The sequence below is a fragment of the Cryobacterium sandaracinum genome, from assembly GCF_004403415.1.
Lineage (GTDB): Bacteria > Actinomycetota > Actinomycetes > Actinomycetales > Microbacteriaceae > Cryobacterium > Cryobacterium sandaracinum.
Genome location: NZ_SOGO01000039.1, coordinates 19005 through 30756 on the forward strand (window position 1 = coordinate 19005; position 11752 = coordinate 30756).

Here is an 11752-nt window from a genome sequence, read left to right on the forward strand (position 1 = left end):
CGGATGCGGCCGGTGGGCAAGCGCACGACACCGACAACAGGACGAGGTTCACGGATGGCATTCTCAATTTTTCTGGATGTGTTGCTGCTGGTCGTTCTGTTCGGCTACCTGATTTCCGGATACCGCAACGGCCTCATCGGCAGCATCGCCGGAATCGCCGGACTCGCGGCGGGTGCCGTCGCCGCCTACTTTCTGGTGCCGCTCGTGGGCACCTGGGTTCCCGCCGCGGAGTGGCGCACGGCCGCGACCCTCGCGGCCGCAGCTGTTCTGCTGATCGGCGGCCTCTCGCTCGGACGCTCCATCGGCAGGATCCTGACTCCCCAGGGCACTCGCAACAAGCTCCGGGTCGTCGACCGCGTGCTCGGCGCCGGCGCAGCCGTCGCGGTGTCGGCCCTCGTGGTCTCGATGATCGCCTTCAGCGTCGGTGCCCTCGGGGTCCCCGTGGTGTCGTCGGCGGTGAGCTCGTCGAGCGTGATCCGCTCGATCGACTCCCTGACCCCGGACCAGGTGAAGAGCTTCCTGGCCCAACTGCGCTCCATCGTGGTGACCGAGGGCATCCCGCGTGTCGTGGAGGCCTTCAACGGCGAGGCCCCGGTCGTGCCGAGCGTGGGCACCGACAGCGACGCCCTGCGCGCGGCGAGCGCGTCGGTGATGAAGATCAGCGGCACCGCCTATGCGTGCGGGCAGAACCAGTCCGGCAGCGGTTTCGTGGTCGCTCCGGAACGGGTACTCACCAACGCTCACGTCGTCGCCGGGGTGGAGGAGCCCGTCGTCGTCACGCCCGACGGCAGGTCCCGTTCGGGTCAGATCGTCTACTTCGACCCGATCGTGGACCTCGCCGTGATCGCAGTGTCGGGGCTCGATGCTCCCCCGCTCTCCCTTGGCGACAATCTTCCGCCGGGCAGCCTTGCGGTGAGCAGCGGCTATCCCTTCGGCGGGCCATTCGAATCGGCGCCGGCCGAGGTCGTCGCCGTGGCACCGGCCCTGGTCGCCGACATCTACGGGCAGGACCCGTCCTCCCGGCAGATCTACACGCTGGCTGCCGACGTCGACCATGGCGAATCGGGCGGCCCCCTGCTCAGCGAGGCCGGTATCGTAACGGGCGTCATCTTCGCGAAGTCGACCACCACCGAGAACCTCGGTTACGCCCTCGCCATGGAGGAAGTCGACCCGGTCGTAGAGCAGGCCGCCACGCTCGGCTCCCCGATCTCGTCCGGCACCTGCATCAGCGGCTAACTGAGTGAGTCCTCGTCGACTGGCTGTGTCGCTGCCTGCGGTCAAAACTGACTGTGCCCGGTGGACCCTGGTCCTCCAGGGCCGGACGCCGCACCCGGTACCGAACCAATTCGTTCGGGGTGGGCGGAAGAGCCAGTCGGAAACCCCCGTCCGCGAACTCTCAGTGGCCGCGGCCATGAGGACTCGCCCATCTGGTCCGCGATGGCAGACTAGACAGGTCCTGAACCAGCGGGACCACAGGAAAGGCTCACTGTATGACGATCATCGCCGCCGCCGACGGTTCGGCTCTGGGCAATCCCGGCCCCGCCGGATGGGCCTGGTTCGTCAACGATTCCTGCTGGGCCGCCGGCGGCTGGAAGCACGCCACCAATAATCAGGGCGAACTGAAGGCCGTGCTCGAACTGTTCCGGGCCACCGCGCACCTCGACGACGACCTTCTCGTGCTGTGCGACAGCCAGTATGTGATCAACTCCATCACCAAGTGGATGCGCGGTTGGAAGGCCAAGGGCTGGCGCAAGGCGGATGGCAAGCCCGTGATGAACCTGGATCTGCTCCAGGAGCTCGACGAAGCTCTGGCCGGACGCCGCTACCGGTTCGAATGGGTCAAGGGCCACGCTAACCACCCGCTCAACGAGGCCGCGGACAGCCGGGCCCGAGCCGTGTCAGAGGCGTACCAGCGGAACGCGCCGATCAACGCCGGCCCCGGCTGGGTGCGGGAGGGCGATGCCGCACCGGTTCGGCGCCCCGCGCTGACCTCGGCCACGAAAGCACGGGCCGTCGCTTCGCCTGCCGCCACCCCGAAGCTCCCGGCCGGCCCGTCGCATCCGGAGCTGTTCGCGTTCGACGATCCGGATGCCTCCCACACCGTGTCTCTGCAACTCTCCGCCGACGAGCACGCCCGTCTGACCGAACGTGCCGCCAGGCTCGGCGTCAGCGTCGGAGAACTTCTTCACGGGCTTATCTGACCTCGGTCTGCTTCACCGCGTTCTTCGACGCGGTCTTCGCCGCGTTCTTCGGCGGCAGAAGGGTGTTCGCCTCGTCGAGGGACATGCCATTGGTCTCCGGAATCTTGGTCAGCACGAACACGAATGACAGCGCCGCGAACAGCGCATACAGGCCGTAGGTCAACGGCAGCGAGACTGCCGCCAGTGTCGGGAACGTGACGGCGATCAGGAAGTTCGCGATCCACTGGGCCGCTGCGGCGATGCCGAGCGCCTTCACCCGGATGGTGTTCGGGAACATCTCGCCGAGCAGCACCCAGACCACCGGGCCCCAGGACGCACCGAAGAAGACCACGAACACATTGGCCGCGACCAGGGCGATCCCACCCCACGCACCGGGCAGGCTGATCTCGCCGCCCACAGTGACCGCCTGGCTGAAGGCGATCGCCATCGTGGCCAGCGACAGCGTCATGCCGATGGAACCGGTCATCAGGATCGGCCGACGTCCGATCCGGTCGATCAGGGCGATGGCGATGAAGGTAACCGCGATGTTGGTCAGGCCGGTGAACACCGAGATGGTGAGCGAGCTCGACTCCTCGAAGCCGACCGCCTTCCACAGGGTGGTCGAGTAGAAGAAGATCACGTTGATGCCGACGAACTGCTGGAACATCGACAAGAGGATGCCGATCCAGACGATCGGGCGCAGGCCGAAGGCCTTGCCACGCAGTGACCCGGTACGCTGACCCAGCGTGTCGGCCTTGATCGAGGCACGGATGTCGCGGATCTCGCGGTCCACATCGCCGTTGGGCCACACCTTCTGGAAGACCGCGCGGGCCTCCGTCTCACGGTCTTTCAGCACCAGGAACCGTGGGGACTCCGGGAGGATCTTCGCGATCACGAAGTACACGGCGGCGGGCAGCGCGCAGGCCAGGAACATCCAGCGCCAGGCGTCGATCCCGAACAGGGAGGGCTCACCCGCGCCTCCCGCGGTGTTGGCGAACAGGGCGTCGGATAGCAGAGCAGAGAAAATACCGATCGTGATGGCGAGTTGCTGGAGCGATCCGAGGCGTCCCCGAATCGCTCGCGGTGAGATCTCGGCGATGTACGCCGGGGCCACCACGGATGCGAGCCCGATGCCGAGACCGCCGACGATGCGCCAGAGCACGAGGTCGTAGATGCTGAAGGCGAAGGCGGAACCGACCGAACTGACGAAGAACATGATCGAGCCCAGAAGCATCACCGGAATTCGACCGTATCGATCGCCGACCCGGCCGCCCAGGTAGGCCCCGGCTGCGGCGCCCAGTAGCGCGCTCGCGACCGCGAAGCCGGTGAGGGTCGCCGTGAGCGCGTACTCGTCTTGAATGGCATTCACCGCGCCGTTGATCACGGACGCGTCGAACCCGAAAAGAAACCCGCCGAAGGCTCCCGCCACTGCCAGCGCAATGACCTTTCCGTTCGTGGATGGTTTCTCGGTCTGGGTCATCGTCAGGGCCTCTGTCCTTTTTGTTGAACAATCCGAAAAGACTACGCCCCAACGAAGGGGCGCCGAACCTCGGCGGAACCTGCGCCCGCCATCTCCCTGTGCTATCCATAACTCATGACGCGATTCCTCGGAGTTGACCTGGCCTGGGCCGAAGGCAGCACGTCGAAACCGGCCAATGAATCCGGCCTGGCTTGCATCGACGAGAGCGGCCGGGTGCTCGACGCCGGCTGGGCCCGCGGCACGGATGCCGTGATGCGCTGGATCGACTCCCTGTGGGAACCCGGCGCCGTGCTGGCGGTTGACGCGCCCCTGGTGGTGAACAACCCCACCGGCATGCGCCTGTGCGAGCGGGAAACCGGCAGTCGCTACGGCCGCTGGCATGTCTCCGCGAACGCCTCGAACCTCGGCCGCCCCTGGGCCGGCGGGGTGACGATCCGCCGCCGATTGGAAGCCTCCGGCTGGACCTACACCGACGGCCTAGCGCCGATGGATAAGGCCACCCCCAGCTTCTTCGAGTGCTACCCCTACACGACGCTCGTGGGTGCGGCGGAGTTCGGCTACCTCGACAAGCGACCCCGCTACAAGCGCATGGGCACCTCTCTTCCGCCGGACGAACGCCGGACTGCGCGGGCCATGGTCTGCGATGACCTCATCCAGCGGATCTGGGGGCTCACCCGAGCGTCGCCGCCGCTCGACCTGGGCTCCCATCCCGTCTCGGACGCCCTGGTGACGGAGCATTCACCGTTGGTCGACCGAGCCTACAAACACCGGGAAGACCTGATCGACGCCCTGCTCTGCGCCTGGACGGCCTCGCTCTGGTGGCACCGGGGCACGGAGCGCTGCCAGGTTCTCGGCGCCCGGGACAACGTGTCGGAGCTCGGTCACCGACCGACCATCATCGCGCCGGCCCGGCCCGAGCAGCGCCGCGGCGACGAAGGGGCGCGGCTCGTCACCGCACCGGGTACCAGCGCGTCGTGACCCGCTCGGTCACCTGCCACGACACCGGCTCCACGTGGGTGCGGGCCGCGACGAGCACTCGGTCGCCGACCCGGAGGGCCATCGCGGCGTCATCCGCCGTGAAGCGCACGATCGCGCGCGGAGAACCGGCCACCACGGCAAGATCGGATGCCTCCACGGTCGTCAGCTCCGCGGCAGCGGCCGTCAGATGCGGCAGGACGGAGTCCGGGGCGATGCCCGAATGGAGAGCACCGATGATCAGGGTGATACGGAAAGACGGCATCCTGTCAGCGTAGGCGGGTGCGAACGAACAGGTGTCTACCGGTCTTAGGTGTTTCCCGACGTCCCGACGACCCGACGATTCGACGGAATCGAGGCCCACCATGATCTGGCGCGGCCCTCTTCTAGCACTGCAGGCGTTCCTGACGCTCACCTCCCGGTCGGGAGGTCTAACTCTGCAACTCGGGCTGGACGTGCTCAGTCCCCGGTGGCCGACGCGGAATCCGGCTCCGGCTCCGGCCCCGGCCCCGGAAAGCGCACCTCGACCCGGGTCCGGTCCGCCAGCTCGTCCCCGGCCGGATGAGTCAACTCAATGATCACGACGCTCGGTGACTGGCCGAACAGGTCGAGGATGGATCCGATCTCCAACCCGGAGTAGGGGTCGTCGACATCGAGCACCTCCGGCCGCATCCCGAACAGAGGGTCGGACTCGGCGATCATCAGCACGGCGCCGCGGTGTTCGGCCTGTTCGAAGATGCGGCCGAGGTTGTCCTCGGTGGCGGCAGCGCTGGCTCCCACGACCTCGTTCAGGGGCACCGTCACGAGAGGCTTGCCCAGTTCGTTCGCGACGGATGCCGCGGCCTCGGCCTTCGCCACGGCATCCGCTCCCGTGAACACGGCGAGCGCACCTGCCCCGGCCAGCTTCACGACATCACGGACGGTTCCGACCACTGCCGTGCGCTCGGCTGCGTCCAGGGTGAACGATGCCATCACGCCGAAGGACAGTCGCAGCGGTGCATTGGATGCCAGCCAGAGGGAGGTCAGCACCTCGTTGGTCAGCGGCGAGGGTGAGAGCCAGACCTGCAGGTTGTCTGCCGAGCCGATCGGGACGTTCAGCACGGGATGGCGCTCGATGGCGGCCCGCGCTGCACCGAAGGCACGGTGGCTGCCGGCATCCGTGTCGACGTCGTCGCCGGGAAAAGCACTCACCAGGTAGTGCAGCTCCGAAATCACTCGGCTGGGTCCCCTCTGGGTCTCCTCCCGATAACTGATCAGGCTGTCGTAGTAGAGGAACAGGTTGATGGAGGGGCCGATGACACCGGTGCGGGGTGCGCCGAGCACGTAGGCCGTGACCTGCAGCCCGATCGGCGGAGAGGACAGCAGTCGTTGGAGCGCGACGGTCGTCGAGGCGATGGCCTGGCCGTAGTTGGTGAGCGACGACATGGGACCCCGGCTTCTGAGAGCTTCTGGATGCGAAAGTGAGCAGACAGTGCCACGGTACTCCGGCTCACCAACCAGGTCGAGGAGTTCGGCTGCGCCACGGCGGAACCGGCCCGGTGCCCATCCCGCGGATGCCGTAGCCTGCTTCGATAGAGGTGTTCCTCGCGATGTCCGCCTCAGTGAAGGAGTTCCATGGACTACTCGGCAACGATCGTGGCCCAGACCCACGTCACCAAGCCCGACGCACTGCGACTGATCGCGGAGGCGGCCGGGTCGACCGTGCGGGATGCCGGGACGGCGCATCCGTTCGTGCCGCTCGTCGGCGGCGGTCGCGTCGAAGTGGAGATCCCCAAGTTCGGCGAGGGCCCGCCGCTCGCGATCGATGTCTTCAACCCCCACGGGGCCGAGCAGGCTCGGGCTTCGGCACTGTCATTGCAGGCTGCCCTCGCCGGCGTGACCGACTGGCCGACCGAGGTCAGGTAGCCGCGTGCGCGGCAACCCGCCCAGATAGACCCCCACCCGCCGCTGGACTCCTCCCCCCCTTCCCGACGCGGATCAAGCCCCAGCAAACCTCGGTGCGACGACCGCGTCCCGATGACGCGCTCCCGAGGTCTCCCTCCCGCCTGCCATCCGCGGCCAGACCCCTGCACGCCTCGCGGCGCACCTTATAAGGTCGGCGCAGGTTAGATCCTGCGCCGGCTTCCACGACCCGCGCCGCCCTGTGCCTGGACTCAAGCTCTGACTGACCTACAGAACCACACACTTGCGCGGCAGCTCGCTCAGGGGAAGTCGAGGGCTGCTCGGGTTACAGGTCACCTTCTGAGAAGTTTGACTCTAACGGTGTCGTGGTTGACCTACGGGCCGCGACGGACTCACGAGGCGCCCCGCGGGCGACGCTCACCACTCGGTGCGTGCACGCTCCTGCTCGACGACCTCTTCCCGGTCGACCAGGCGGCGCAGTCCGGCGAGCGGTTGCGCCATACGGTGATTGCCCCGGATGTGTGGCTCCACCCGGTCGAGGAAGGCCCAGTACCCGGCGGTGAACGGGCATGCGTCCTCGCCCAGGCGTTTCTTCGGGTTGAACGTGCACGCGCCACAGAAGTCGCTCATCTTCGAGATGTAGGCGCCCCCGGAGGCATACGGCTTCGTGGCGACGATCCCGCCGTCGGCGTGCTGGGACATCCCGACCACATTGGCGGGCATCACCCACGGGGCGCCGTCGACGAAGGCGTTCGTGAACCACTCGGTGAGCTCGGCCGGTTGGTAACCGCGCTGCAGCGCCCAGTTGCCGAGCACCATCAGCCGCTGAATGTGGTGCGCATAGCCCGTGCGGCGCACCTCGTCGAGCACATGGCTGAGGCACTTCGCCCGCACGGAGCTGCCATCGAGCTCAAGGAACTCCCGCGGCAGGGCCACCCGCGCCTCGAGGTGGTTGCTGCGCCGCACGTAGTCCTCACCCAGGTGCCAGTACAGGTGCCAGACCCAGTCCCGCCAGCCCATGATTTGGCGCACCACGGCCTCCACGCTCTGCAGTGGGGCTCCCCCGGTCTCGTACGCGGCGACTACGGCGTCGATCACCTCCCGCGGATGCAGCAGCCCCAAATTAAGGGGAACGCTCAGCCTGGCGTGGGCCATCGTCTCGTCCCCGAGCAGCGAGGCATCCTCGAAGGGGCCGAAGTCGCTCAAACGCGTCTCGACGAAATCGGCGAGCGCCACGAGCGCTTCCGCCCGGGTGGCGGCGAACCGGCGGGGTCCGTCCTCGCCGATCAGTCGAATGCGCCCCTCGGCCTGCCACCGGTCGAGGTCGGCGCGCACCTGCTCGTCGATGTCGTCCTCCACCGGATGGAAGGGGTCCGGCAGCCCCAGGCCCACCGCTCCCTTCGGCGGCGGCTGACGGTTGTCGTGGTCGAAGTTGAACCGGCCGCCCTCGGGATCGGGCCCGCGCATGAGCAGCCCGGTTTCCGTGCGTGCACGGCGATAGAACTGATCCATGATCAGCCGGGACGGCGGTCTCCCCGCGGCCCAGACGGCGAAGTCGGCCTCACTGGTCACGAAGCCGCGGCTGGGCAGCACCCGCGCGCCGAGCTCGTGAACCAGCGCGCGGGAACCCCACGAGGTGGGGTTGACCACCTCGAGGTCCCGGCCGGCCAGCACATCCCGGTAGTGCTCGGCGCGCAGGTACTCGACCCGATCACCGAGCTCCCTGGCCCGGTGCCTGAGGGCGCTGAGAATGAGGTGCGCCTTGGCGCGATGGTAGGGACGCCGACCGAGAACGCCGACGGACTCCACCATCAGGATCGGTCCGCCGTCGTCGAAATGCGGGCCGAGCTGGTCGGCGAACAGAAAGCGAGGCACTGCCATGGCTTCGAGTTTAGATGCTTTGCCGCACGCAAGGTTCGAGGCCGATGCCCAGCCGCGACGGGTTAGCCTCGGACCATGGGCAGGTTCGTGGACAGTTGGCGGTCGCATCTTCTGGTGACCTTTTCGGGGAACGGGTCTGGTCGCCCGCAGTGGGTCGAAAAAATCGAACAGGGCGACGATATCGGCTTCTTCGGTCCGGGCTCCGCCTCCTGGGCCGTGCACGGCGGGATGGCGACGATGGTCGCCGGCATCCGTGCCCTGCTCATGCAGACCCTTCATCCCGGCGCGATGGCCGGCGTGCACGATTGGTCGCGCTATCGGGAAGACCCGCTCGGACGGCTCTCCGGCACCATTCAGTGGCTCGTCACCGTGACCTTCGCCGACACGACCCTGGCCGAGCACGAGTCGTCCCGCGTGGGGCGCTTCCACGACCGGGTCACCGGCACCTACCGCGACGCCCAGGGCATCGAGCGCCCCTATGCCGCCGGGGACCCCGAACTGCTCGCCTGGGTGCACATCGTTTTCACCGACGCCTTCCTGGCCTCGCACACACTCTGGGGCGACCCTATCCCCGGCGGGGCCGACGGCTACGTGCGCGAATGGGCCAAGGCCGGAGAACTCGTCGGCGTGCACAATCCGCCGCGCTCCGCGTCCGAACTGCAGGCACAGCTGGATGCGTTCAAGGATGCCGGCATCCTCAAGAGCGACGAACGCGTGGCCGAGGCGGTGCGCTTCATTCGCAATCCCCCGCTCCGGCCCGCCATGATGCCCTTCTACCGGGTCATGTTCGCCGGCGCCGTCGCCTCGATCCCCCGCGAATACCGCGAGCTGCTCGGCCTGCGGCGCTCCCTGCTCCCGGTGGTCTGGGGCACCGGAGCCGTTCTCCGCCTGGTGCGCCTGCTCCTCGGCCGGTCGTCGACCTCAGAGGATGCCGCCCGGGCCCGTATCGCGCGTCTCTCCGCCGAGAACCCCGCCTAGACTGCACGGATGCCTCCGCGCCCTGACCTCTCGCGTACGGGCGCGACTCGTACTCGCCGCTTCCCCTTCCGACTGCTGGTGATCGGGCTGGCTGCCCTCGTTCTGACCTCACTGGGAATCTTCGCAGCCGTCAACCCCGACCTCTCGGAGACCGACGAAGACGTGCAGGTGACCCGCCCCACTGACCGCCCCCTGCGCGTGCTGTTCGTGGGCGATTCGATCAGCTACGGCCTCAGCGCGGAACTGCAAGACCTGGGCTTCCGTCCGCTGATGGTCGATGCGCTCGCAGAGGGCGGCCCGGTTCAGGAATTCCACAAGAATCGGGCCGGTGCCACCACCCGCACGGTATCCAGGCTGGTCGATGTGCCGGAGAACCTCGACCTGGCCGTGGTCGAGCTGGGCACCAACGACGTGCTCGACCAGACCGCGCCCGACGAGTTCGCGCTCAGCTACCGGTCACTCCTGAACCGCGTGCACACCGAATCTCCGGGCGTCCCCCTCGTCTGCGTTGGCACCTGGGGCAGCGCGGATGAGACCGACGCGTACAACGACATCATCGACCACGAGTGCGCCCGAGAAGGCGGCGCCTTCGTCAGCCTCTACGACCTCTATCTGATCGAGGCCAATCGCGGCCCCGCCGGACGGGATGTCTTCGGCGGCACGAGCGATCGTTTCCACCCCAATGACGCAGGCTACCGAGCGATTGCCGAGCACCTTCTGGGCCGCATCAACATACGTTGAACTGTTTTGCATATCGCGGGGTGAAAGTACACCCCCTTGATGATTTCCTCTCCGTGAGGAAACCTCCAAGCATGAGACAAAACGACTGGGTACTCACCGTCCACTGCCGGGAGTGCGGGATCGGCGGCACAGCCCAAGTCGGAACCGACCGGCGCATCGTCTGGCCGGTGATCGTGCACGAGGGCGACTGCGAACTCGCCGATGACAAGGACCTCGTGGAGTCCCGCTCCGGGCATCCCGTGCATGGAGTCCGCCAGTCGGCTTACGCGCTGTGACGCCCCGCGGCACCCCGAACGAGTTCGACGCCGGCCAGCCACGCGCGGCCTGCCGCTAGACCTCCGAGGCGAAGAACGCGCCGATCGCCTTCCGGAGAGCGACCGGGTCGCTCACGTGGCACAATTCGCGGGCGGAATGCATCGAGAGCAGCGGGATACCCACGTCGACCGTGCGGATGCCGAGCCGCGTGGCGGTCAGCGGGCCGATTGTGGAGCCGCACGGCACCGTGTTGTTCGACACGAATTCCTGGTATTCCACGCCGGCCTGCGCGCAGGTTCGGGCCCAGAGGGCCGCACCCGCCGCATCCGTCGCGTAGCGCTGAGTGGCGTTGATTTTCAGCAGCGGGCCGCCCCCGGCGACGACCATGTTCGCCGGGTCGTGCTTCTCCGGGTAGTTCGGGTGCACCGAGTGACCCGCGTCGGCCGACACGCACCACGAGCCGGCGTAGGCGCGCAGGCGATCACTGACGGATGCCCCGAGTCCTGCCCCGATCCGGGTCAGGATATCGCCCAGCAGCGGCCCGCTCGCACCCGTTCGGGTCTCGGAACCGAGTTCCTCGTGATCGAAGGCCGCGAGCACCAGGATCTGACCGGCCGGTGCCGGGGCTCCGATCAGGGCGACCAGGCCGGCGTGCACCGAGGAGAGATTGTCCATGCGCCCCGCGGCGAAGAGTTCGCGGCCGAGGCCGAACCGGGCCGGATTGGCCGTGTCGGCCGTGAGGATGTCGTAGCCGGCGACCTCCTCTCCCGCCAGCCCGGCCAGGCCCGCCAAATGCCCGACCAGGTCGGCCTGACTCGATTCCCCCACCCCGAACACCGGGGTCAGGTGCCGCTGACGGTCGAGAGTGAGGCCGGCGTTGGCGTCCCGGTCCAGGTGGATGGCCAGCTGCGGGATGCGGCAGAACGGGCCCGTGCGCACGAGGTGTTCGGTGCCGTCGATGGTGGTGAGGCGGCCGGCGAGTTCGAGTTCGCGGTCGAGCCAGGAGTTGAGCAGAGGACCGCCGTAGACCTCGACCCCGGCCTGCAGCCAGCCGTGGGCGCCGATGGTCGGCTTCGGCTTCAGCTTGAAACCGGGCGAATCGGTGTGCGCCCCCAGAATGCGAAACGGTGTCGTCGGGCCGGCCCCGTCCGGCTGCACCCAGGCGACGACCGCGCCGTCGCGCACGAGGTAGCGCCGTCCGGGCGCACCGGACCACTCCTCGGTTTCGCTCACCCGGTCGAAGCCGGCGGTGTCCAGGCGGCGGGCAACCTCCGCGGCAGCGTGGTACGACGACGGGGAGGCGGTGATGAACTCGGCGAAATCGTCGATGTAGTCCGGTGTGGATGTCATGGGTCATATC

General features: G+C 67.8%; 11 protein-coding genes and 1 pseudogene. 7 read left to right on the top strand and 5 right to left on the bottom strand.

What is annotated here, in order from left to right:
- Nucleotides 1–54: 54 nt before the first annotated feature.
- Together E3T25_RS14410 and E3T25_RS18000 are read left to right on the top strand one after the other, a co-directional pair.
- Entirely contained in the window at nt 55–1236 is a 1182-nt protein-coding gene (locus tag E3T25_RS14410) for a MarP family serine protease (RefSeq protein ID WP_134342022.1), read from the top strand.
- Between the two features lie 254 nt (nt 1237–1490).
- The gene (locus E3T25_RS18000) at nt 1491–2201 is read left to right on the top strand and encodes an RNase H family protein (RefSeq protein WP_134375055.1); all 711 of its coding nucleotides are present in this window, start codon (nt 1491–1493) and stop codon (nt 2199–2201) included.
- Here E3T25_RS18000 and E3T25_RS14420 read toward each other — a convergent pair.
- Nucleotides 2194–3693: pseudogene (locus E3T25_RS14420) on the bottom strand (sugar porter family MFS transporter); the annotation flags it as partial. The gene E3T25_RS18000 and the pseudogene E3T25_RS14420 sit on opposite strands and share 8 nt — an antisense overlap.
- An 81-nt stretch (nt 3694–3774) precedes the next feature.
- Here E3T25_RS14420 and E3T25_RS14425 point away from each other — a divergent pair.
- The gene (locus E3T25_RS14425) at nt 3775–4638 is read left to right on the top strand and encodes a DUF429 domain-containing protein (RefSeq protein WP_104099669.1); all 864 of its coding nucleotides are present in this window, start codon (nt 3775–3777) and stop codon (nt 4636–4638) included.
- Here the strand turns inward: E3T25_RS14425 and E3T25_RS14430 are convergent.
- Together E3T25_RS14430 and E3T25_RS14435 are read right to left on the bottom strand one after the other, a co-directional pair.
- Nucleotides 4610–4900: a hypothetical protein gene (locus tag E3T25_RS14430; RefSeq protein ID WP_134375057.1), complete on the bottom strand. Its 291-nt coding sequence runs from the start codon at nt 4898–4900 to the stop codon at nt 4610–4612. The two genes, E3T25_RS14425 and E3T25_RS14430, sit on opposite strands and share 29 nt — an antisense overlap.
- A 194-nt stretch (nt 4901–5094) precedes the next feature.
- A complete protein-coding gene (locus E3T25_RS14435) occupies nt 5095–6060 on the bottom strand; it encodes a Pvc16 family protein (RefSeq protein ID WP_166786023.1) in 966 nt (321 codons plus the stop codon).
- Between the two features lie 189 nt (nt 6061–6249).
- On the opposite strand from E3T25_RS14435, the gene E3T25_RS16925 reads away from it, so the two are divergent.
- A complete protein-coding gene (locus E3T25_RS16925; RefSeq protein WP_104170344.1) occupies nt 6250–6540 on the top strand; it encodes a hypothetical protein in 291 nt (96 codons plus the stop codon).
- A 414-nt stretch (nt 6541–6954) separates the two neighbouring features.
- Here E3T25_RS16925 and E3T25_RS14440 read toward each other — a convergent pair whose 3' ends face one another.
- Nucleotides 6955–8418: a cryptochrome/photolyase family protein gene (locus E3T25_RS14440; protein ID WP_134375061.1), complete on the bottom strand. Its 1464-nt coding sequence runs from the start codon at nt 8416–8418 to the stop codon at nt 6955–6957.
- A gap of 75 nt (nt 8419–8493) precedes the next feature.
- Here E3T25_RS14440 and E3T25_RS14445 point away from each other — a divergent pair, with 75 nt between their 5' ends.
- From E3T25_RS14445 to E3T25_RS14455, 3 genes are all read left to right on the top strand, one after another.
- On the top strand, nt 8494–9396 hold the full coding sequence (locus E3T25_RS14445) for an oxygenase MpaB family protein (RefSeq protein WP_134375063.1): 903 nt from the start codon (nt 8494–8496) through the stop codon (nt 9394–9396).
- A gap of 9 nt (nt 9397–9405) precedes the next feature.
- The gene (locus tag E3T25_RS14450) at nt 9406–10137 is read left to right on the top strand and encodes an SGNH/GDSL hydrolase family protein (RefSeq protein ID WP_134375065.1); all 732 of its coding nucleotides are present in this window, start codon (nt 9406–9408) and stop codon (nt 10135–10137) included.
- Between the two features lie 71 nt (nt 10138–10208).
- Complete coding sequence (locus E3T25_RS14455) at nt 10209–10412, top strand: hypothetical protein (protein WP_104099648.1); 204 nt, start codon at nt 10209–10211, stop codon at nt 10410–10412.
- 55 nt (nt 10413–10467) lie between these two features.
- Here E3T25_RS14455 and E3T25_RS14460 read toward each other — a convergent pair whose 3' ends face one another.
- Nucleotides 10468–11742: a M18 family aminopeptidase gene (locus E3T25_RS14460; protein ID WP_134375067.1), complete on the bottom strand. Its 1275-nt coding sequence runs from the start codon at nt 11740–11742 to the stop codon at nt 10468–10470.
- Nucleotides 11743–11752 lie beyond the last annotated feature (10 nt).

Excerpts from the sequence above, each read along its gene's own strand:
- E3T25_RS14425 (WP_104099669.1), top strand. The coding sequence starts at position 3,775 with ATGACGCGATTCCTCGGAGTTGACCTGGCCTGGGCCGAAGGCAGCACG.
- E3T25_RS16925 (WP_104170344.1), top strand. The coding sequence starts at position 6,250 with ATGGACTACTCGGCAACGATCGTGGCCCAGACCCACGTCACCAAGCCC.
- E3T25_RS14455 (WP_104099648.1), top strand. The coding sequence starts at position 10,209 with ATGAGACAAAACGACTGGGTACTCACCGTCCACTGCCGGGAGTGCGGG.
- E3T25_RS14410 (WP_134342022.1), top strand. The coding sequence starts at position 55 with ATGGCATTCTCAATTTTTCTGGATGTGTTGCTGCTGGTCGTTCTGTTC.
- E3T25_RS14450 (WP_134375065.1), top strand. The coding sequence starts at position 9,406 with ATGCCTCCGCGCCCTGACCTCTCGCGTACGGGCGCGACTCGTACTCGC.
- E3T25_RS14435 (WP_166786023.1), bottom strand. The coding sequence starts at position 6,060 with ATGTCGTCGCTCACCAACTACGGCCAGGCCATCGCCTCGACGACCGTC.
- E3T25_RS14460 (WP_134375067.1), bottom strand. The coding sequence starts at position 11,742 with ATGACATCCACACCGGACTACATCGACGATTTCGCCGAGTTCATCACC.
- E3T25_RS14430 (WP_134375057.1), bottom strand. The coding sequence starts at position 4,900 with ATGCCGTCTTTCCGTATCACCCTGATCATCGGTGCTCTCCATTCGGGC.
- E3T25_RS14445 (WP_134375063.1), top strand. The coding sequence starts at position 8,494 with ATGGGCAGGTTCGTGGACAGTTGGCGGTCGCATCTTCTGGTGACCTTT.
- E3T25_RS18000 (WP_134375055.1), top strand. The coding sequence starts at position 1,491 with ATGACGATCATCGCCGCCGCCGACGGTTCGGCTCTGGGCAATCCCGGC.
- E3T25_RS14440 (WP_134375061.1), bottom strand. The coding sequence starts at position 8,418 with ATGGCAGTGCCTCGCTTTCTGTTCGCCGACCAGCTCGGCCCGCATTTC.